The sequence below is a fragment of the Salinigranum sp. genome (genome assembly GCF_041641895.1).
Taxonomy (GTDB): Archaea; Halobacteriota; Halobacteria; order Halobacteriales; family Haloferacaceae; genus Salinigranum.
Genome location: NZ_JBEPXO010000012.1, coordinates 23,537 through 43,935 on the forward strand (window position 1 = coordinate 23,537; position 20,399 = coordinate 43,935).

General features: G+C 68.2%; 16 protein-coding genes. 5 read left to right on the forward strand and 11 right to left on the reverse strand.

Going from position 1 to position 20,399, the window contains the following annotated elements; translation table 11 throughout:
* Positions 1-220: 220 nt before the first annotated feature.
* Together ACESK5_RS04175 and ACESK5_RS04180 are read left to right on the forward strand one after the other, a co-directional pair.
* Positions 221-1,423, forward strand: coding sequence for a hypothetical protein (locus ACESK5_RS04175; RefSeq protein ID WP_372910284.1), 1,203 nt, complete (start codon positions 221-223; stop codon positions 1,421-1,423).
* 175 nt (positions 1,424-1,598) lie between these two features.
* Positions 1,599-3,101: a sulfatase-like hydrolase/transferase gene (locus ACESK5_RS04180; RefSeq protein WP_372910285.1), complete on the forward strand. Its 1,503-nt coding sequence runs from the start codon at positions 1,599-1,601 to the stop codon at positions 3,099-3,101.
* Positions 3,102-3,201: 100 nt separating this feature from the next.
* Here ACESK5_RS04180 and ACESK5_RS04185 read toward each other — a convergent pair whose 3' ends face one another.
* The 8 genes from ACESK5_RS04185 to ACESK5_RS04220 form a co-directional block, all read right to left on the reverse strand.
* Complete coding sequence (locus tag ACESK5_RS04185; RefSeq protein WP_372910286.1) at positions 3,202-4,239, reverse strand: glycosyltransferase family 2 protein; 1,038 nt, start codon at positions 4,237-4,239, stop codon at positions 3,202-3,204.
* Positions 4,236-6,056 carry a hypothetical protein gene (locus tag ACESK5_RS04190; protein ID WP_372910287.1) on the reverse strand — a complete coding sequence of 607 codons (1,821 nt, stop codon included), beginning with the start codon at positions 6,054-6,056 and terminating at the stop codon, positions 4,236-4,238. The genes ACESK5_RS04185 and ACESK5_RS04190 overlap by 4 nt, the downstream gene beginning before the upstream one ends.
* Positions 6,053-7,231, reverse strand: a complete 1,179-nt coding sequence (locus tag ACESK5_RS04195; RefSeq protein WP_372910288.1) for a glycosyltransferase family 4 protein — start codon at positions 7,229-7,231, stop codon at positions 6,053-6,055. Before ACESK5_RS04195 ends, ACESK5_RS04190 begins: the two co-directional genes overlap by 4 nt.
* A 212-nt stretch (positions 7,232-7,443) precedes the next feature.
* Positions 7,444-8,718: a glycosyltransferase family 4 protein gene (locus ACESK5_RS04200; protein ID WP_372910289.1), complete on the reverse strand. Its 1,275-nt coding sequence runs from the start codon at positions 8,716-8,718 to the stop codon at positions 7,444-7,446.
* Positions 8,719-8,735: 17 nt separating this feature from the next.
* Positions 8,736-10,256 carry a sulfatase gene (locus ACESK5_RS04205; protein ID WP_372910290.1) on the reverse strand — a complete coding sequence of 507 codons (1,521 nt, stop codon included), beginning with the start codon at positions 10,254-10,256 and terminating at the stop codon, positions 8,736-8,738.
* A 230-nt stretch (positions 10,257-10,486) separates the two neighbouring features.
* The gene (locus ACESK5_RS04210; RefSeq protein ID WP_372910291.1) at positions 10,487-11,875 is read right to left on the reverse strand and encodes a glycosyltransferase family 4 protein; all 1,389 of its coding nucleotides are present in this window, start codon (positions 11,873-11,875) and stop codon (positions 10,487-10,489) included.
* 54 nt (positions 11,876-11,929) lie between these two features.
* Positions 11,930-12,946, reverse strand: coding sequence for an NAD-dependent epimerase/dehydratase family protein (locus tag ACESK5_RS04215; RefSeq protein ID WP_372910292.1), 1,017 nt, complete (start codon positions 12,944-12,946; stop codon positions 11,930-11,932).
* Positions 12,943-13,965 (reverse strand): NAD-dependent epimerase/dehydratase family protein, encoded by a 1,023-nt coding sequence (locus ACESK5_RS04220; RefSeq protein ID WP_372910293.1) that lies wholly within the window; start codon positions 13,963-13,965, stop codon positions 12,943-12,945. The genes ACESK5_RS04215 and ACESK5_RS04220 overlap by 4 nt, the downstream gene beginning before the upstream one ends.
* A gap of 508 nt (positions 13,966-14,473) precedes the next feature.
* Here ACESK5_RS04220 and ACESK5_RS04225 point away from each other — a divergent pair.
* Together ACESK5_RS04225 and ACESK5_RS04230 are read left to right on the forward strand one after the other, a co-directional pair.
* Positions 14,474-14,743, forward strand: a complete 270-nt coding sequence (locus ACESK5_RS04225; protein ID WP_372910294.1) for a hypothetical protein — start codon at positions 14,474-14,476, stop codon at positions 14,741-14,743.
* Positions 14,743-15,831: a DUF4350 domain-containing protein gene (locus tag ACESK5_RS04230; protein ID WP_372910295.1), complete on the forward strand. Its 1,089-nt coding sequence runs from the start codon at positions 14,743-14,745 to the stop codon at positions 15,829-15,831. The genes ACESK5_RS04225 and ACESK5_RS04230 overlap by 1 nt, the downstream gene beginning before the upstream one ends.
* A 172-nt stretch (positions 15,832-16,003) precedes the next feature.
* On the opposite strand, the gene ACESK5_RS04235 is transcribed toward ACESK5_RS04230, so the two are convergent.
* From ACESK5_RS04235 to ACESK5_RS04245, 3 genes are all read right to left on the reverse strand, one after another.
* Positions 16,004-16,999 (reverse strand): hypothetical protein, encoded by a 996-nt coding sequence (locus ACESK5_RS04235; protein WP_372910296.1) that lies wholly within the window; start codon positions 16,997-16,999, stop codon positions 16,004-16,006.
* Between the two features lie 149 nt (positions 17,000-17,148).
* A complete protein-coding gene (locus tag ACESK5_RS04240) occupies positions 17,149-17,670 on the reverse strand; it encodes a hypothetical protein (RefSeq protein WP_372910297.1) in 522 nt (173 codons plus the stop codon).
* A complete protein-coding gene (locus ACESK5_RS04245) occupies positions 17,663-19,237 on the reverse strand; it encodes a DUF58 domain-containing protein (protein ID WP_372910298.1) in 1,575 nt (524 codons plus the stop codon). The genes ACESK5_RS04240 and ACESK5_RS04245 overlap by 8 nt, the downstream gene beginning before the upstream one ends.
* Before the next feature lie 136 nt (positions 19,238-19,373).
* Here ACESK5_RS04245 and ACESK5_RS04250 point away from each other — a divergent pair, with 136 nt between their 5' ends.
* Positions 19,374-20,369 carry an AAA family ATPase gene (locus tag ACESK5_RS04250; RefSeq protein WP_372910299.1) on the forward strand — a complete coding sequence of 332 codons (996 nt, stop codon included), beginning with the start codon at positions 19,374-19,376 and terminating at the stop codon, positions 20,367-20,369.
* Positions 20,370-20,399: the final 30 nt, after the last annotated feature.

The following is a 20,399-nucleotide window of genomic DNA, read 5'->3' on the forward strand; positions in this document are numbered from 1 at the left end:
ACGGCAAGCAGCGCACTCCAGAGAGAAGCGTGGACGATGTGACTCCGTTCCATCAGTCTGTTCTGCTCGTGCTGGGGTCTAGCCGTCGCTCGAGCGACGGTTGCCGTGTTTCCGACCGGCCGGGTCGGACCCGACGACGCGTCAGGTCCGACTCCGACGCCGGTACAGGGGACATGAGTCCTCTGCGACACGACTGACACCCACACTACAGGCTTGGAACATGACAGACCACAACACGGCAAACCACAGCTACAACACTCCGGCGAGAGGAACGCTCGACTGGGACACGCTCCTGAACGACAACTTCGCGCGACTCGAACGGGACGTCCCGGTGTACGACACGGAGACGAACCGCGACAGCTACGCACCGTACGACGGTTCGGTGTTCGTCGCCACCGACACCGGCCGGCGATACGTCGGTGACGGGACGGCGTGGAGCGAACTCCCCTACCCGAGCAGCGACACGTCTTCGGGGTCGACCGACGACTCCGGGTCGACGTCGTCCGACGCGAACGTCACCGTCTCGAAGGCCAACGGGACTATCGAGGCCGCTCGCGACGGGACGACGTTCTCATCGTCGAGCGACGCCGACGTGGTGTTCGACGACCTCGTCAACGCACTTCAGGACGGTGACACGGTCTCGATCGGTCAGGGCGTCTACACCATCAGCGACATGAAGATTATCGGTGGAGTCACCGGCCTCACCTGGCACAGCGAGGGGACCGTCGTCCTCAATGACGGTGGCAATCGGGTCCCTGGGATGTTCCGTTTCTCGAACTGCTCGAACCTCCTCGTCGACGGTGGGACGTACGACTACGACTACACCAACAACTACGACGACGGCAGCCCCGGGACGCAGTTCGTCCTGAGCCTCTGGAACCCCGTGGGCGTCGAGATCAGGAACACGACCCTGTTGAACGCACAGGACGGCTTCATCGGCGGGGCCGCCCAAGACATCGTCATCCACCACAACACGATGGACACGAGCGGCGAGCGCGGGATGTATCTCGCGAACGACACCGCCAACGTCGAAATCCACAACAACGACATCACCAACGTCGCGAGCGGTGTCCTCCGTGGCGAGGACGGCTCGAGCGGCTGGTACTCTCACGACAACTACTTCACCACGATGGAGACGTCGGAACGCGGCGTCGGTCCGGTCTACCTCTTCGGGACCGGTCCCCACGACCTGACGTTCGAGCGCGACGTCTGTGTGATGGAGGGCTACGGGTACGCGGGCTACTTCCGCGGCACGTTCGACGGCGTCGGCCCGAACAACATCACCGTCACCGACTGTGAGTTCCGCGGGAAGACCGGGAGCGACCTCAAGTTCCTCGAGTTCACTGACAACCCCGACATGAACAGCATGGACATCTCCAACAATACGCTCGACAACGTCGAGAACACCATCGACGTGAAGTGACCTGGTGACCCGCTGAGACCAGGGGCCCCGCACACGGGAACCGCCACTGGTCCGTTCCCACTTTCTCTGAGTCCACGCGAGCAGCGTGCCCGCGCTGGCGCGACGCGGCAGTAATACGACTGCTAGACCCCGGTAGCGGCTGTATACTTAATCACCGACCTCGCCTCCTCCCCTCATGCATCGCCCCAACGTCCTCTTTCTCATCTGGGACGCGTGTCGGTACGACGCCGCGGTCTCTCACGCTTCGAACCTCCGACGACTCGGTGAGTCGAACCTCTGGTTCGAGAACGCCATCGCACCGTCGACGTGGTCGCTCCCGTCTCACGCCGCCCTCTTCTCCGGTCGGTATCCGAGCGAACTCGGGGTCCTGCGTGCGGGTGAGCGGGTCGATGCGCCACCGCTCGTGTCCGACCTGTCCGCGCGTGGCTACCGGACCCACGGCGTCTCTGGCAACTCCTTCTTCTCGCCGAGCCACGGCTTCGACGCCCCGTTCGACGAGTTCACGTACACGACGCTGTTGCGCTACGCCGAGGGGATGGACGTCTCGGAGCTGTACGACCTGTTCGCCGCGCGCGACCCCGGCGTCACGGGACTGCTCGGTGTCGGCGCGTCCGCCGCCCGCCGTCTCGTCGCGCACGACTACCCGATACAGAGTGCGGTGAACCTCGCGACGGCCAGCATCCAGGTCCTCTCGTCCGGCCCGTTCCCCCAGCTCAACGCCGTCCCACACCCAGTGTTCAACGACTACACGCTGTTCTCGTACACGCCGGAGAAGAACACCAGACTCGTGAAGTCGGCCATCGAGCGCCGCGACGACGACCGGCCGTTCTTCGTCGTCGCGAACTACATGGACACCCACCGGCCGTACCTCCCTCCCGAGCGGTACCAGCGTGAGTTCCTCGGACGGACGCTCTCGTACCGCGAGAGCGAGTCGCTGAACAAGGACCTGGCCGACTTCTGGGAGCATCAGACCCGCCTGGCGGCTGGGGACGTCGCAGACGACGAACTGGCCGACCTCCGCGGCTTGTACGCCGGCGAGGTCCGCTCCGTCGACGACCACCTCGGTGAACTCCTCTCGCACCTAGAGCGCTGTGGCGAACTCGACGACACGCTCGTCGTCGTCACCGCCGACCACGGTGAGAACCTCGGCGAACTCGACGAGATGGGACGCGTCAGGATGGGACACGAAGCCTCCGTGAGCGAACACCTCCTCCGCGTGCCACTCGTCGTCGCCCACCCCGCACTCGACGCCCGCCGGGTGACCGAGTACGTGAACATCAAGGACCTCTACGGGCTGTTGACCCGGGACCTCGAGCCGTTCCTCGCGAGCGGTGGGGCCGAACTCGGTTCGCTCGTCCCCGACGACGGTATCGTCGTCGTCGAACATCCGGCGAAGGGCCCGCTCGACTTCCGCTCGCGCTATCCGGGCGTTCCCGAAGACGTCGCCACCCGGGTGCAGTCGGAGAACGCGGCCGCCGGCTACCTCGACGGTTGGAAGGTCGTCCTCACAGATGACGACTCGTGGGCCTGGCTCGACGGAGAGACCCGGCCGGTTTCGGACGCCCCCGAGCGACTGGTGGACGCGTGTGCCCGTCACCTCTCCTCGCTCGGTCGCGAGGACGACGACGAACTCAGCGACGACGCGATTCGACATCTCGAAGACCTCGGCTACCTCTGAGGCCTGAGGCGGACCCGTCTCCCCCTAACCAGTCCGAAACCGACCTGTTCTCCGTCTCACTGTCCACGTTCGACATCTTCGACGTGCCCCTCGACCCGCTCTACGAGAGTCGCGCCCGCGCCCGCGTCGCCGCGCCGCGCGCTGCGGCGTACGCCACGTCGGCGTACTGCCGGACGGTCGGAAGGTGTGACCGGCGCAGGTAGTACAGCCCCTTCCGGAAGTTCCCCTCCGAGAGGAACGCCCGAGCGACGATGAACAGGTGTCTACCGGTGACGTCGTGTCCCTCGGCCTCGAGTGCGGCGACGTCCTCGCCGAACGTGTCGAGGTAGTGGCGGATCGACCGCTCGATGGTCTCGGCGGCCGGCGGTGCGGACTCTTCCTTCCGGACGAGGACGGCGTCGACGTAGGCGAGCTTTCCCTCGCGCAGCAGTCGGTTGCGGAACTCCCAGTCCTGCTGACGCTGGAAGGACTCGTCGAACCCACCCATCCGCTGGACGACGTCGCGCCTGACGAGGAGCGTCGACGACCCGCCCGTCGAGAAGCCACGCAGCAACAGCGACTCCGTCACGAGTTCCTCGCCGCCCTCCATCCCCTCCCGCTCGACCGAGGGGAGGATCGCGTCGACGAGGACGCGGAGTCGGCTGTCGGGGCCGCTTCGCTGGCGGTCGTAGCCGCAGTAGGCGGCGACCCAGTCGTCCGACCGCGACTCCAGACAGGCAACCTGTCGTTCGAGCTTCCGTGGCTCCCACAGGTCGTCCGAGTCGAGCAGGGCGACGTACGTCCCGCGCGCCGCCTCGATACCCGTGTTCCTGGCAGCGCTCCCCCCGCGGTTCTCGTCGTGTCGGAGGTACTGTACCCGGTCGTCGTCGTAGCCGGTGACGACCGATTCGGTGTCGTCAGTCGAGGCGTCGTCGACGACGAGCAGTTCGAGGTCGGACACGGTCTGTGCGAGGACGCTCTCGATGGTCGGGGTGAGGCTGTCGGCGCGGTTGTACGTGGGGACGACGACGCTCACGAGGGGCGCGGCGTCGTGTTCGTCACGCATCCGTGCGGGTGTCACCGTCGCCGTGGGTTCGACAGCCGTCCTCTCGGCGTCGGGGTCGCTTCGGCTGGTCGCCCCCGTCCGAGACTCGGTCACGTCCGCCCTTCCGCCTGGAGCTGTCGCTGCCAGCGGTTCGCGTCCTCGCTCCACCGGTCGAGTTCGAACACCTCGACGACGCCGTTGTCGTAGACGCGCGACCCGCCCGGGTGTGTCGCCTCGACCGGACGGTCGTGGCCGGGGTCCGTCTGACCGACGACGGCGAAGCCACAGTCACAGGCGTACCGGTCCCGGATAGTCACCGACGTCTCCGGTGTAGGGCGTCCGTAGCCGTAGAACGCGTCCATGATTCGGTTGTATCCCTGATCCCCGTACAGGTAGATGTCCTCGTCGCCCGCGCTCACGTACCGATGCAGGAACGTCCGAGCGTCGACCTCCTGTGCGTCGATGTGCAGGTGAGGCTCCTCGTCGACGGGAGAGGCGACCCGAACGGGTTCGGGTGTCCCGACGATGTCGACAGGGAACTTCATCACGCTCGTCAGGAGAACGAGTACGAGCGCAACGCTGACCACGACGCGAGTCGCGTCGCGTGCGGTCGGTCCCCGGAGTGCTCGGCGAATCCGCGCGACCCGACCGGTCCCCTCCGGTTCGGCGATTCGATGGACGGCGAGCAGACCGACGGCGAACGCCACGGCGTAGGGAATCGCGAAGAACGTCAACACCCGTCCCGGGTTGAGGAGGAAGCCCGTCACGACGGCGGTGACGACGAGGCCACCCAGCACGAACGCAGCCGTGACGACGAACGTCGCGATGTACGCGCGCGTCCGGAGCCACAGGAGGGTGAAGACGCCGAACGAGGCGACGAACAGGAGGCGGACCGTCCACTCCGCGAAGAACATCCGGCGGCCGTAGGTGACGCCGGCGACGCCGCTCCCGCCGCCCCCGCTGGTACCGACCGCCGAGACGGCGAACAGACCGACGAGTTCACGTCCGACAGTGGTGAGAAAGCCCGTCAGCGACCCGCTGACGTATCCGACGTACACGAATAGCACGAGAGCGGTGATGAGCAGGTACGCGAAGGGACGCGTCGACCGGCGGTCGACGGCGAACGTCGCGGTCAGTACCGCGAGGAACAGCAGGTACATCAGGGTCGTCGCGAAGTGCGCGAGCACCAGCCCCACAGTCAACAGCGTGTAGAGGCCGAGCGTCTCCCGCGAGCGGCGGGTTACCTCGACGCCTCTGACGAACAACCCGAGGAGGAGCAGAACGACCAGGAAGGCGACGTTGAGCGTCCGGTACTCGATACTGAACCGGAACACGCCCCAGTTGATGCCGAAGATGACCGTCGCGAGAAGCGCCTCGCGCTGGGTCAGAAAGTGCGAGACGAACACGTGGTAGAACACGGCGACTGTCGTCACGAGCGTGACGAGCGGGAGTGCTCGAGCGACCGTCGTCGTGGGAAGGTCGCCGAGGCTCGTCAGTGCAGCCGTGACGAGATAGAGGCCGACGAAGCTCGTCGACACGTAGTCGCCGGCGAGGGCGAGTCGACCGTCGACGACCGTCTCCTCGGCCGCCCGCAGGTGCAAGAACACGTCGATGAAGCCGAGCGGGTGCGACGAACTGAACACCAAGACACCACCCAGGCCGCCGAAGAGGACGACGAGGTAGACGAGGTCGAGCAGCGAGCGGCGGTACTCCCGGGCGACCAACTGTACCATCGGGTACGCGACCAGCGGGACGAGGAGGTAGGTCACGGGGACCGAGACGGTGTCGCTCGTCTGCAGGGCGAACAGCGCGACGGCGAGGGCGCTCACGGCGAACGCGAGGCCGCGGACTATCTCGAACCGGTCGGGAGCACCCGTCGCGTGCCGTGGTACCGCCGCCTCCCCGCCAGCTGTCTCAGTCAGCGTCGTCACGGCCCGTACTCGCGGTAGAGGTCGATGCTCCGTTCGGCGATGCGCGTCCACGAGAGTTCCTCGGTCGCCAGCCTCGCCGCCGCCGCTGCGTGTCGTGCCCGGAGAGCGGGGTCGTCGACGTACTGCCGGAGTCGCTCAGCCAGTGCGGGGACGTCGTGGCGGTCGAACACGAGGCCGTTCTCCCGTCCGGTCAGGAACGTCGTCGCCGGGCTGTCGCACACGACGACCGGGAGACCGGTCCCGATGGCTTCGATGATGGTGATGCCAAGCTTTCCGGGCCAGACGCCGACGTCGGCCGCGTTGTAGACTCTCTGGAGGTCGTGGTGGGGGACGGCACCGTAGAAGACGACCCGCTCCTCGACCCCCTCGTCGGCGACGACGGCGCGAACCGAGTCGAGGTACGACGCCTCGCCGTCGCCGACGAGGACGAGCGTGACGTCCGACCGGTCGCGGGCGACGGTGGCGAACGCGCGGACGAGGTCCGCGAGGTCCTTCGTCGGCTCGAGGTTCCCCGCCGAGACGACCAGCACGTCGTCGGGGCCGACGTCGAGTTCGGCCCTGAACGCGTCGCCCGCGTCGGGGTCCGGGGTGAACACCTCGTCGTCGACGCCGAGCGAGAGCAGCGCGACTCGGTCCGCCGGGACTCCGAGGTCGTCGACGAGGAGGCGCTCCGAGAGGGGATTGACCGGGAGAAACGCGTCGGTCCGCTCGACGAGTCGCGGGAGGACGAACCGTCTGAACGCCCAGAAGCCGGCGCGCTTGTACGGTCGGTCGAGGTGGAAGTTGTCGTTGTCGATGTGGACGTCGACGAACAGTTTCGCGTCGCTCCCGGCGGCGTACCGGAGCGTCTGGAACGTCTTCAGGCTCAGCAGGCCGTGGGCGTGGACGACGTCCGGGTCGAACCTCTCGATCGTTCGGGCGAGCGACCGGAGCGCCAGGTCGTCGATGCCGGGCAGCGTCACCAGCGGCGGGAGACGCTTCGTCGGGACGCCGTCGTACTCGTAGTCGCCGGGCGGGTAGCGCGCCCGGCCGACGACCGACTGGAACTTCGGCGGGACGACGGTGCTCGTCACGAGCAACACGTCGTGGCCGAGCCGGCGCTGCTTCGCGAGGAGGTAGTTCTCCTGGTAGCCCAGGCCGGGCACGAACGGGTGCTGGACGTGGAGGATGCGCAACGGGGGCGCCGTCTCCGACGCCGTCCGCGCGTCGGTGGTGGCGCTCGGTGTCGTCGACGCCACGGCCGTCACGCCCTCCTGACCGGCGGGTGCCCGAGTCGGCGGGGCGACTCGGTCCGCGGAAGGGTGTTCGTACTCATCTGTCGTCACGTCGACACCGACGGGCTTTGTTTCCCGTCCCCTAACCGACCGACAGCGGCGGAAATGAGGCGTTACCGACAGAGCGTCTCGTACGTCTCGGCGACGCGTCGGGCGACGCCGTCCCACGAGTACTCGCGCTCGACGCGCTCGAAGCCGCGGGCAGCGACCGACGCCCGGTACGCGTCGTCGGTGAGCAACTGGTCGACGCACTCGGCGACACGGTCGGGTCGCTCCGGCGGGACGAGCACGCCCGCCTCCCCCGCTAGCTGGTCGGGGATGCCGCCGACCGTCGTCGCCACCACGGCTGTCCCGGCGGCCATCGCCTCCAGCGTCACGAGCGGGAACACGTCCGACCGGGTGGGGAAGACGAACACGTCCGCGCGCTGGAACAGCGTCCCCAGTTCGGGGTAGCCGACGTAGCCGAGATACCGGACCTGGGTGTCGTCGTACGATTCGAGTCGCTCGCGGTACGCTGGCTCCTTCACCGGGCCGACGACGACTAGCGTACACGCCGTCTCGAGCGCGTCGTACGCCGCGAGCAGGTCGCCGACGCCCTTGCTGGTGCTGAGTTGACCGACGAACAGGAGGACGCGCCGGTCGGCCGGAATCCCCCACCGCTCGGTGACGCGGTCAGCCGCGTCGGGCTCTGGCGGACGAAGTCGGACGCCGTTCGGGACGACGCTCACCGACTGCCCGGGGAGCCGCGCACGGAGGCGTGCGGCGTCGTCTGCAGAGAGCGCGAACAGGTGCCGCGCGTGCCGGAGGACCGTCCAGTACGGGCGGTGGACGGCGACTTCGAACGCGACCCGCGGGAGCAGGGACATCTCCATCGACGTCGGCAACGCGGAGATGCTGCTCACCTCGTGGGTGGTCACCACGTACGGCACGCCGCGGCGTTTGCACGCGAGCGCAACCCGGACCATCCCGGCCATCGGGACGGAGTTGTGGACGTGGACGAGGTCGTACTCGTCGAGGTCGAGGTCACGCAGGTCGGACCAGACGACCGTGTTCGAGTAGTTCTTCGACGAGGAGTGGACGCGGTTCCACAGCCCGCGGAGCCACGTCCGCGACGGGACAGTGACGAACGCCCCCGTCAGTTCCAGTTCGGTCACGAGGTCCTCGTCGTGTGTGGCGGCCATCTTCGCGTTGTCGACGTCGACGTACGCCGCGAGGTGGTCCCCGAGCTGGAGACCGGCCCGCTCCGCGCCGCCGGCTCTGAGTTCAGGCGTCGACATCGCCACGTTCAGGACGCGCAGTCGTCGCGTCGGACCCGCGTCGTCGTGGTCCGTGCCCCGCGTCGTCACCACTGCCGGCTGTGTGCCGTCGGAGCCCCGAACCGGCGTCATGACCTTCCTCTCTCCGGTCACGTCTGGTACCCGAGCTGTCTGAGGCGGTCCTCGACGTCGTAGTCGTACTCGACACGGAGCGTCGGGCGGGCGCCGTTCGTCGTCTCGACGGCGTCCGCGTGGGCCGGGAGCGACTCGGGGACGACCGACCCCGGAACCGGATGCCGTTCGGTCCGGTCGGAGTCGGTCCGGAAGCCGGTCCCCTCCGTTGTCCAGTCCCAGTCGGTCGGTGCCTCGTCGAGGTCGATGTACGACCACTCACTCAACGTGCTTCCGACGCGCCAGTACTTCCACTCGGCGTTCCGAACCACGATACTATGCCCGCAGTCGTCGAGCGCGTCCGCGACGACGACGGCGTCGGCGTCTCCCTCCGCCGTGACGTGTGAGGTGCGGCCGCTGGTCGCCGGGAACGGGCCGCGCGCGACGCCTGTGACGTCCGCGAGGAGTTCGTGGAGCCACGCGAGCGAGAACGGGCCGTCGACTCGACGACCGACCCGTGCGGGCGTCCGAACCAGCAGGGGAACGTGGAGCAGTTCGTCGTACATGTAGTGAGCCGGGTGGCCGTAGAAACCCCGGTCGAAGAGCGCCTCGCCGTGGTCGCCCGTCACGACGAGGACGGTGTTGTCCCACACGCCGCGAGCCTCTAGGTAGTCGACGACGGCCGCGATCTGCCCGTCGACGTACCGGACGACACTGTCGTACATCGCGTTGTAGCCTGAGCTGTAGACGTTACAGAGCCGTTCGGCGTCGTAGCGGAACGCCTCGTACCTCGAAACTGTCGTCAGCCCCCCGGCGTTGACCTGTACCGGGTGGATGGGCGCGTGCAGGTCCATCAGGTGCGTCCAGGCGAACACCGGTCCTTCCGCGTCGAACGCGGCGTCGAGTTGTCGGGTGAACGCGTCGACGACTGTCTCCGCGGACGGACTCGGCCAGTCGCGCAGCTGCGAGTAGCGGTATGCGACGAACGGGAGGACGTACGGGTTCCGCAGCGGCGACGCGGTGGACTTCGTCCGGAGGCGACCCCGCAAGTCCTGGAAGAGGCTCCCCATCTGTTTGCCGCGGAAGGGGGTCGCCTTCGCCTCCGATTCGTCGTCTGAGCCGCTCTCTCCGCCGCCTGTCCCCGCCTCGCGTTTTCCGTCGCCATCGTCGCCGGTGACCTCCACGTTGCGGAACTCGTCGAATCCGACGTCGAAGTTGAGGCTCGGCAGGAGGTGTGCGTTGGTGACCGTCGCGACGGTCCGGTAGCCGTGGTCGCGCAGGTGACTCGCCAGCGTCGCGCTCCCCGCGGGGATTCCCTGGACCTGCGTCTGGGGGTGCTGGCTGTTGACCGAGGCGTTGTGCGAGTGGTGCCCGGCGAGAATGCCGGGGAACGACCCGGCGGTGATGCTCCCGGAGGCGAACGCGCGGTCGAAGACGAGCGACTCGCCAGCCAGTCCGTCCAGCACCGGCGTCGTCGGCCGCGCGTAGCCGTTGAATCCGCACCTGTCGTATCGCCAGCAGTCGACAGTGAGCAGAACGACGTGTGGAGTCTGTTGCATCTCTGACACCAAGGAGTCGGTTCGAGGACTTATTTATGAACGTAGTTACCGGTCGCCAGCCGCGCGATGCCGTGACGGCGCGTCACCGACGATCTCAGCCGAATCCGAGGACTGGACGGTGCTTGGTGAGCGGTTCGGGTCTCGCCGTCCGTTCGGGGTTTAGCACGCACCTAACCGCCCGTCCGGCCTCGACGTGGGTGCCGCATCAGGAGAGGTGGGGTCCGGCCGAATCAGTCGTCGGCCGTCGCCGCCTCCGAGTCAGTCCGGCCCGACGTGTCGACTGTGTCGTCGGCCTCTGCGACCCTCACGTCGCTCACCGCCGCCGGTCCCCGCGTCAACAGGGCGTAGTAGGCGTCGATGGCCTCGTCACGCGTGAAGTGGGCGTCGAACGCCCGCCGGGCGTTCGCGGCCTGTCGCCGGTAGTACGCGGGGTCGGACCGCCAGCGGTCGATGGCGGCGACGAGCGCCTCGGTGTCGCCCTGGGCGACCTGCCGACCGGCGTCGAACCCCTCGACGATGCGTGCCTCGTCGGAGTCGGGCTGAGCGATGCAGAGCACCGGCCGCCCCGTCGCCATCGCGGTGTAGAGTTTACTCGACACGCAGAGCCCCTCGAACCCCTCCTGGACCGTGACGACCATGACGTCGCCCGCGGTGAGGCTGTAGGGGAGGTCCTCCCAGTCCTGGTACGGGAGGAACGTCACCCGCTCGGGGACGAGACCGAGTTCGTCGGCGAGGCCCCGGACGTGTCTCCTGTTGTCCCCCTCGCCGATGACGAGGAAGTGGACGTCGGGGTCGTCGACGCGGGCGGCCGCCTCGACGAGGGTGTCGAGGTCGTGGAAGGTGCCGATGTTGCCCGAGTACACTAGGGTGAAGCGGTCGACGACGCCGTGTTCGGCGCTGAACCAGTTCTCCGCCTTGTCGCGGGGGACGACGAACGACCCGTCCTGCCAGTTGTGGACGATGGCGACTCGACCCGCGTCGAACCCCGGCCCGGAGACGCGGGCGATTCGGTCGCGCATCACCGGACCGAGTGCAACGACCGCCCGCGCGGCACGGAACACCCGCCGGTGCACCCACGACCAGACGCGGACCACGAGCCCCCCTCTCCGGAGGAAACCCAGTTCGACCATATTGTCGGGGTAGAGGTCGTAGACGACGTACGTGTAGTCCCAGCCGCGGAGTCGCGCGACGAACCACATCGCCGGCGGGAGAAAGGGCGGGTTCGAGACGAACAGCAGTTCCCGGTCGCGCCCCCCGGACGGTGACGAGACCAACAGCGTCAGCGCGGCTACGAGGGTGAACACGGTCCAGTTGAACAGTCGACGGGGGAGCGACGACTGCCGAAGCTGTGGGGCGCGGATTCGGCGCACGGGGACGCCCTCGTGGACACTCTGGCGTGGCTGGCGTTCGTTCTCGCCGCTGTGGTAGTTCGGCTGGCTCGTCAGGACCGAGAGGTCGAGGCCACGCCGGCGAAGCCCGACCGCGAGGTCGGTCATCAACACGCCGGTCGAGGCGGTGTCGGGCGCGAAGTACTCCGTGACGAGCACGTACTCGCGGTCGGGGTCGAGGTCGGCGGCGGTGGGGTCGTCGGAAACGGATTCGATGTGGGTATGAGTCATGTCATGTCAGGTATGAGAAACGCGGATCGGGTGGCACGAACGGGACGGGGAACCTCAGCGCGAGGTCAGGAGCGTCTCGAGGTCGCGGCGGACGTCCTCCTTCTCGCGGTGGGTGACGTACCAGTCGAGCGTCCGTTCGATGCCCGTCTCGAGCGAGTACTCCGGCGACCAGCCGAGCAGTTCCTCGGCGCGGGTCGTGTCGGCGGCGCGGTGCTTGACGCCGACGGGCTTGTCGGTCATGTAGTCGATCTCCTCCGGGCGCCAGCCGAGCGTCTCGAAGATGACCTCGGTCACCTCGTTGATGGAGATGTAGTCGGGGACACCCGCGTTGACGGCGGAGCCGTCGGTGATGTGCTCGCTCGCGAGCATCAGCGCGCGGGTGATGTCGTTCACGTAGGTGAAGTTGCGCGTCTGCTCGCCGTCGCCCCATATCTGGAAGGGCTCTTGCTCGGCGTACGCCTTCGCCATGAGCGCGATGACGGCGTGGGACTCGTTCTCGCGGGGGCCGTACGCGGTGAAGATGCGCACCGACGCGGCGTCGAGGCCGTACTGTTCGTGGAACGCTCCCAGCGAGAGCTCGCCCATCAGCTTCGCCCAGCCATAGGTCTCGTCGGCGAACGCGCCACCCCGCTCGTCGAAGGAAATCATGTCCTCGCGGAGGGGGACGCGCTCCTGTTGGATGTCGGTCGGGTAGGCGCAGGCGCTGGAGGCGAACGTGACCTTCGACACGCCGTTCTTCGCGGCCGCCTCGAACACGGTGTTGTCGAGTGCCATGTTGGTCGCGCAGTTCGCGGGGTACTTCGAGATGTAGCCGCGGCCGCCGTGGTCGGCGGCGAGGTGGAACATCCGGTCCATCCCCTCGGTGGCCTTGCGGGCGAAGAACGGGTCCCGGAGGTCGCCGTGGAGCACCTCGACGTCGTCTTCGACGGCGGCGAGGTTCTCGTTCCTCCCCGAGGAGAAGTCGTCGGCGACGCGGACGTCCGCGCCGGCGGCGACGAGGTCCTCGACGAGGTGCGAACCGATGAACGAGGCGCCGCCAGTGACGAGTACCTCGTCGCCGACGAAGCTCATCGGTCGCCCCCGTCGGCCAGCACGGGCTGGTGAGCGTCGGCACCGAGGTCGGCGGCCGCCCAGTCGTACACCTGCTGCAGTCCCTCGTCGAGAGAGACGGTCGGTTCCCAGCCGAGTTCGCGAATCATCGTCGTCATGTCTGCACAGTAGCGGTTGGTCCCGGTCGGTCCGGAGCGGTCACGGTCGATACGCAGTTCCTTCCCGGAGATGGCGATGACCCGGGCGGCCAGGTCGGCGATGCTGACGACTTCGTGGGCGTTCCCGACGTTGATGACGCCGCCGTCGCCTTTCACCTCGGCCGCGCGGACGAGTCCGTCGACGAGGTCGGTCACGTAGATGAAGCCCCGCTCCTGGGTCCCGTCGCCGAATATCTCGATGCTGCCGCCGTCGGGCGCCTCGATAGCCTTTCGGCAGAGCGACGGAATGACGTGACTGCTGTCGGGGTCGAGGCTCTCGCGCGGGCCGTACGCGTTGAAGATTCGGACCGAGACGGTCCGCATCCCGTAGTCGTCGTGATACGCCTTGCAGGCGACTTCGCCGAGGACCTTCGCCCAGCCGTAGGTTGAGAAGGGGTGTGCGGGGTAGCCCTGGTCCTCGCTGAACTCGTTGAGTTCGTCTGTCTGCTGTCGGTAGATACAGGCGCTCGACGCGAAGACGAAGCGGTCGATGCCGCGGATCCGGCACGCCTCGAGCATGTGCTGGTTCATCAGCACGCTCGGCGTCAGGCCGCCGACGTTCTCCCGTTCGATGTAGTGGACGCCTCCGACGCTCGCAGCGAGGTGGAAGACGACCTCGACCCCCTCGGTCGCACGGAGACACCCCTCTATCGTCGTGAGGTCGACGGGGTGGAGTTCGACCTGGTCGACGACGGCGGCCAGTTTGTCCGCTCCCCCCCGAGAGAGGTTGTCGGCGACGACGACGTCGGCGCCGAGTTCGACGAGACGTTCGACGAGGAACGAACCGATGAAGCCTGCTCCGCCGGTGACGAGGACCGGGGTCTGATTCCAGGTTGTGTGCATGTTGTGGTCGGTAGCAGTCGAGGCGAGGAACGTGGATAGTTATAATTCAGCTATCATGATTATCGCGGAGCTATACGGAACGCTGTCGATCAACCGAAGCTGACGTTCTTCGGCCCCGTCAGAACCGCTGAATCCGTTCTCGTCGGGGTCTGTCGTCGTCGGTTTCGACCCCTTCGGCGCGTCGATCCGGCGACAAATGGTCTCCTAACTCACACGTCGAGCGCCCTGGTGACCACTCCGACCGCCCGCCGAGTTCGTGCTCGTCGCTGCTGTCGAAGCGGCGACGACACCGGTCCGCTCGTCGACGTGGCTCGTCCGAGTGTCTGCCGTCGGCCGAGGGGCGGTCTGTTGCTCGTCGCGTACGCGCCGGCCGTCGGCTACGCCGGACCCGGTGCACGCAGCGGCTGGACCGACTGCCGTCACCGACCGACTGTCGTCACTGGGATCGACATACGCGTGCGGTTATGAGCTGACAAACTAACCCCGCACTCGGCGTCGACTGGCCTATATGCGGCAGCAGCTTCGGTTCGTCCGTGTCCTGATGGCGTGGTTCGTGGTGAGCGTCTCGCTCCTCGCCGTCTTCGACGCCGTCTCGTTCGAGTTGCTGTTCGTCGTCTCGTTCCTCGGCTTTCTCGTGGTGCGGGAACTGACCGCGCCCGTCAACCGGACGTCGTCGTGGCGACGGCGCCTCTGGCCGGTCACGGTCCTCGGCGTTCTCGGGTTCACGTACTTCGTCGCCCTCCGTCTCGTCGCCGTCCTCCCGAGCGGGTGGTTCTGATGCCCGACGTCGTCCCCGAACGGCTCCTCGCCGTCTTCGGAGTGTGCGTCGTCGTCGCCGTCGTCGTCTCCGCCGGGACGACGAGTGCCGCGTTCAGCCCCTTCAACGGGAACTGGGAGGGGGCGTCGGGACTGCAGGCTGTCGCCGCGGAGGCCGACGTCGAGAGCGACGTCACCCTGACGACCGACGCGTACGACTCGGTTCGGCCCCTCGGGACAGTCGCCGTCGTCGTCTCGCCCGATCGACGCTACACCGACGCCGAGGCCGTCGCAGTCGAGCGGTTCGTCCGTCGAGGCGGGACGCTCCTCGTCGCGGAGGACTTCGGTCCCCACTCGAACGCACTGCTGGCGTCGCTGGGCGCTCGAAGCCGGGTCGACGGCCGGCTGGTCACGGACGACGCTGTCTACTACCGCTCCCCGACGATGCCCGTCGCCCGTCCGGACGCGGCGTCGCGGCTCCTCGTCGGCGTCGACACGTTCACCCTCAACCACGGGACCTACGTCCGGCCGAACGGCGCGTCGGTCCTCGTCGCCTCCTCCGACTACGCCGTCGTCCGAAACGACGCCGGCAACCCGGTCGGGACGTCGCTCGGGCCGTACCCGTTCGTGACGGTCGAACCACTCGGCGACGGCTCCGTCGTCGTCGTCTCGGACTCGAGCGCACTCATCAACGCGATGCTCGACCGCCCGGGGAACGCGGCCTTCGTCGAGAACGTCTTCGCCCGACACGACCGCGTCCTCCTCGACTACTCGCACAGCGTACACGTCCCGCCGCTCGAACAGGCACTCGCCGTCGTCGCGTCGGCCCCTCACCTGCAGGCCGGCCTCGGCGTCGTAACCCTGCTCGTGGTCGGCCTGGTCGCGACTCGCGTCGGCCGCCGTTCACGGGGACGCCCCACCGACGCGACGTCGACTTCTCCACCGAGCGGTCACGGGACCGGGGACGTCCCACACACCCACGCCGGCGTCGACCACGAGACGCTCGTCTCCCACCTCCGCGCGACGCATCCGGAGTGGGACCCCGAGCGGACCGACCGACTCGCCCGGGCCGTCCGGGCGCTCTCCGGCACGGCGCCGGACGACGACTGAAGCCGACGACGCTCCGAGAACCTCCTGCCTCTACTACCCTCCAACGCTGTCGTTCCGACGAACCCACTATCCTCGCCACCCCAGTTCAGTTCGGTCCCGTCGCCCTCCTCAGTGAGCGGTCGGCCTCGACGAGTCGGCAGCGTCGAACCGAGTCGGATTCGACCGCTTCCCGTCACCCCGTGGTCGTGTCGTCGTCTCCGTCTGACTCGGGGTCGTCGGACCCGGGGCCGTCGTCCTCGTCGAGTGCCTCCACCCGGTTCTGGTCCGTGTCGGCCTGCGGGTCGCCCGACGCGCCGTCGCCGTCGAACGAGAAGACGAGGAGCGTCTCGTCGCCCTCGCGAGCGTGGACGCCGGTCCGGACTGGTCGGCCGAGTCCGCGCGCCAGTCCAGTCGCGACGAACGAGACGACCGGATGGTCGAACCGGTCGAGGCCTGCGAGCGTGCTCCCCCGGACGAGAAGGGTGACTCGGTCGTTGTCCGCGTCGTACTCCGGGGTCGCTTCGGCGACGAGTTCGAGCGACTCGACGAGCGCCGCGGCGAGTTGCGTCGCGAGCGCCCCCGGCGTCTCCGCGAGTGGGTCGACCAGCGTCGCCTCGAACCTGTCGAAGAGGACGGCTCCGATGGGTCGCACGGCGATGCCCCGTCGGCCGTCTCCCGCACCGGCGAGGAACACGGCGTCAGCGTCGACGGGCACCTCGTACGACGCCGCCTGAGGGACGAACAGACGGACGCCACTCCCGTCGGCCGCCGTCGCGTCGTCGGCGTCGGCGCCGCTGGGGGGGACGTAGACGGAGACGTCGCGGAGTCCCAGTTCTCCGGCCATCTCGCCGAGCGTCCCGGCGTAGGCCGTGTAGACGTCTCTCGCAGTCGCGTCGCCGTCAGACGGGGCGGCCGTCAGATAGTAGGTGAGTACCGCGCCGAAGAGACCGATTCCCGCGAGCGAGAAGAGGACAGTCCGCGACTCCGGAAAGGCGTATCCGGCACCGGCCGACAGGAGGCCCAGGAGGGCGAACCCGAGCGCTCCTCGGCGGTGGCGACCCGCGAGTGCGTCGGTTCGGTCCGCTCGGAGGCGTCGGTTCTCCGCGCGGACGCGCCGGAGTTCCGCCTCGACGTCGGCCCCTCCATCACCCGATTCGGCGTCGGACGTGGTCCCTCTGCTCTCTGCCATGTGGTCGACTTTCGTACCCTCCGGAACATACCGTAATGTATCTTTTCGTACCGTTTCGTCCGTCGATACCGAGCAGCCGTACCTCGTGAGCGGGTCTCGCGGGGTGTTCACGACCGGTGAGCGCGGTGGCCTGGTGTCCACGTCTCCGCTCACTGCTCCCCGTCGCGGCTAGCTCGGGTGGTGGCGTTCCCTTCGACGCTCATCCGTCTGACGGACAGCCAGAGCACGACCGACAGCAGGACGAACCCTCCGCCGGCGAGGAGGGTGACGTCCGTCTCGCGGCCGTCGGCGACGCTGCCGACGCCGACTGCGACGAGCGCCAGCGCGACGGCGCCGAGGGCGGTGGCGACGACTCCCCGCCGAGTGACCGTCTCCCCGACGAGAACCAGGACCAGTCCCAGTTCGACGAGGGCGAGTTCCGGCGTGAGACGGGCCGGCACCGTGGCGGCAAGGACGAACTGTCCGGCACCGAACGCGTAGACGCCCGAGAGCACGTACAGCAACAGGGCGACGACGCCGGCCCCCACCGCTCCGGGCACTCCCGCGACGGTCCAGAGCCCCGCGCCGACGCCCAGCAGGCCGAGTCCCTGGAGGACGGTCCGTGGCGTCACCCACGACGCGAGACGGTCCCGCCGTGACGCGCCGTGTCGGACCGCTTCGGCCTCAGTCATCGGCCGCCTCCACGCGGGCGACGTTCCGGGGTGCCGTCCCCCCCGACGCCTCGCTCGCGTCTCGGCTGTCCCCTCTCCCCGTGCTCCCGGTTTCGCTCGGGCGCTGTCGTCGCCGCGCGCCCGACGCGCTCGACAGAATCGACGCCAGCGTCTCACCCGGGCCGAGTTCGTACACTGTGACGTCCGGATACGCGTCCACCGACCGACGGAACTCCTCGAACCGCAGGAATTCACGGTACGCCGCGTCCGGGTCCGAGAGCACCCCACCGTCGAAGAGGACGGAAGGAGTGAGGAAGACGACGACCTCGCCACGGTCGTGCGTCGCCGCGGTCACCGTCTCGACGAGTTCGGCGCCGTGGGAATCGTCGGTGAAGACGACGGTCACCACGCGCCCTCGCGACTCGGCTCGACTCGCCCGGACGGCCTGGTACAGTGGGCCGACGTCGGCCGGTCGGCTCCGGCGGCGAGACGGCTCGAAGAACGGACGGAGCCGTGTCGCGAACGCCGACTCGTCGGCGAGGGCTCGTGCCGTCTCGGCGACGACCCGCGGGGAGCGGACCCCGTGACTCCGGCCGGTTCCGTCGCAAGCGAGCGGCCCGTCCGTCTCGCGTGAGCCGTCGCCGAGTGACTCGAGTGCGGACCGTACCGACCCGTCGCCGCTCCGCGCGCGCGTCTGCGGTTCGATTCGCGTGGTCGGTCCCGTCTCGTCGAACAGACAGAGGCCGACGGGGAGCCGTCGGCTCTCGAAGAGCTCACAGGCGGACAGGGAGAAGTGACGCACGTAGTCGAGTTTCGTCCGCCCGGCGGGTCCCTGCAGCATCGTCGCGCGGGTGTCGACGATCAGGAGGATCGACCGGTTCGCCTCCCGTTCGTACTCGCGGACGTAGAGGTCACCGAACCGGGCGGTGGCTCGCCAGTCGATTCGCCGCGCCGAGTCCCCGGTGACGAACTCCCGGACCCGGTCGGGTTCTACCGTGCGCAACAGACCGGTGCTGACCTGGGTGTCGGACCCCTCGAGGAGGCTACGCCCGGTCCGACCGACGCTGACTCGCGAGACCCGCGGGGTGCCGACGCGGACGGGTCGCTCGGTTCCGACAGCTGCCGTCGCGACGAACAGCCCTGCACGGTCCCGGAACGTCGCGAGTGGTCGTCGGAGTCGGTCCCGACCGGCGACGTCCCAGACGACGGTCGTCTCGCCGGTTCCGTCGGTCGCTCCCGCGTCGAGCGTCACGACTGCCTCGGGTCCGTCCGGCGACACACACCGTACCGCCGGGGGGACGTTCAGGTCGACGACGACGTCCAGCGGCGACGGACGCGCCAACGAGACGGAGACGGCCACGGGAAGCGGTTCGTCGACGGCCGTGCGGTCCCGGGTCGGCACCTGGTCGACTGTCGCCGACGCTACGACGCGACGCATCGCCCGGACGAAACGGAACTGTCGTGCGAGCAACCACCCGAGGACGGCCACCCCCCCACCAAGAAGCATCGGCTGCTCGAACAGTACCGCTCCGCCGAGGAGGACGGCACCGGTCGAGACGCCACCCCAGTAGAGACGCGTTACGTTCACACGGGGGTCAACCACTGGTCTCTGGAAAGTTATGAGTCGACTACGCACGGTTCGTCACTCCGGTTCGGAACCCACGACCCCCTCCCGGGCGGATAGGCGACCTGTAACTATCGCGTTCTCCCCCGTCCCTCCCGTAATGACCCACTCCGAGGACCTGTATCAGACGCTCCGCGAGGAAATCGGAACCGTACTCATCGGCAACGACCACGTCGTCGAGGGACTCACCGTCGCGCTACTCACAGACGGTCACGTCCTCGTCGAGGGGGTCCCCGGCGTGGCGAAGACCACCATCGCCAACCTCTTCGCCATCGCCATGGGCCTCGACTACCACCGCATCCAGATGACGCCGGACATGCTCCCCGCGGACGTCACGGGAGCCGAGGTGTACGACCAGCGGACGGGTGAGTTCGAGGTCCGGTCGGGACCGGTCTTCGCGAACGTCGTGCTGGCCGACGAAATCAACCGGGCGACGCCGAAGACCCAGTCGGCGCTGCTGGAGGCGATGCAGGAACGACAGGTCACCATCGGCGGAGAGACCAGACGCCTCCCCGACCCGTTCATGCTCGTCGCGACGCAGAACCCCATCGAGATGGAGGGCACGTTCAACCTCCCGAAAGCGCAGAACGACCGGTTCCAGCAGAAGCTCGTCGTCGATGTCCTCACCGGCCGCGAGGAGTTCGAGCTGCTCGACCGGTTCGACGCGAAGCCCGGACTCGGCCCCGACGAAGTCTCCAGCGTCGTGACTGTAGCCGACATCCGCCAGGCACAGGCGGAGGTCGAAACCGTCCACGTGAGCGACCGACTCAAGGAGTACATCCTCGCACTCGTGGCGGCGACGCGCAACCATCCGGACGTCGCGTACGACACCTCCTCGCGTGCGACGCTGGCCTTCCTCAACACCAGCAAGGCGTACGCCGCCATCGACGGGCGCGACTACGTCGTTCCCGACGACGTCATCCGCCTCGCGCCCGCTATCCTCAGACACCGCCTCTCGCTCACATCGGAGGCCGAACTCGCGGGTGTCACCAGCGAGGACGTCGTCGAGGAGGTACTCGAGCGCGTCCCTGCTCCCGGTGACGCCGAGGACGTCCCCGACGAGTCGCTGGCGAACCCCTCGGCCTCCGAGTCGTAGCGTCTCCGCGTCGGTTCGGCGCTACCCCTC

Excerpts from the sequence above, each read along its gene's own strand:
- ACESK5_RS04215 (WP_372910292.1), bottom strand. The coding sequence starts at position 12,946 with ATGAGCTTCGTCGGCGACGAGGTACTCGTCACTGGCGGCGCCTCGTTC.
- ACESK5_RS04225 (WP_372910294.1), top strand. The coding sequence starts at position 14,474 with ATGCGGCAGCAGCTTCGGTTCGTCCGTGTCCTGATGGCGTGGTTCGTG.
- ACESK5_RS04230 (WP_372910295.1), top strand. The coding sequence starts at position 14,743 with ATGCCCGACGTCGTCCCCGAACGGCTCCTCGCCGTCTTCGGAGTGTGC.
- ACESK5_RS04250 (WP_372910299.1), top strand. The coding sequence starts at position 19,374 with ATGACCCACTCCGAGGACCTGTATCAGACGCTCCGCGAGGAAATCGGA.
- ACESK5_RS04210 (WP_372910291.1), bottom strand. The coding sequence starts at position 11,875 with ATGACTCATACCCACATCGAATCCGTTTCCGACGACCCCACCGCCGCC.
- ACESK5_RS04205 (WP_372910290.1), bottom strand. The coding sequence starts at position 10,256 with ATGCAACAGACTCCACACGTCGTTCTGCTCACTGTCGACTGCTGGCGA.
- ACESK5_RS04180 (WP_372910285.1), top strand. The coding sequence starts at position 1,599 with ATGCATCGCCCCAACGTCCTCTTTCTCATCTGGGACGCGTGTCGGTAC.
- ACESK5_RS04200 (WP_372910289.1), bottom strand. The coding sequence starts at position 8,718 with ATGACGCCGGTTCGGGGCTCCGACGGCACACAGCCGGCAGTGGTGACG.
- ACESK5_RS04175 (WP_372910284.1), top strand. The coding sequence starts at position 221 with ATGACAGACCACAACACGGCAAACCACAGCTACAACACTCCGGCGAGA.
- ACESK5_RS04240 (WP_372910297.1), bottom strand. The coding sequence starts at position 17,670 with ATGACTGAGGCCGAAGCGGTCCGACACGGCGCGTCACGGCGGGACCGT.
- ACESK5_RS04235 (WP_372910296.1), bottom strand. The coding sequence starts at position 16,999 with ATGGCAGAGAGCAGAGGGACCACGTCCGACGCCGAATCGGGTGATGGA.
- ACESK5_RS04220 (WP_372910293.1), bottom strand. The coding sequence starts at position 13,965 with ATGCACACAACCTGGAATCAGACCCCGGTCCTCGTCACCGGCGGAGCA.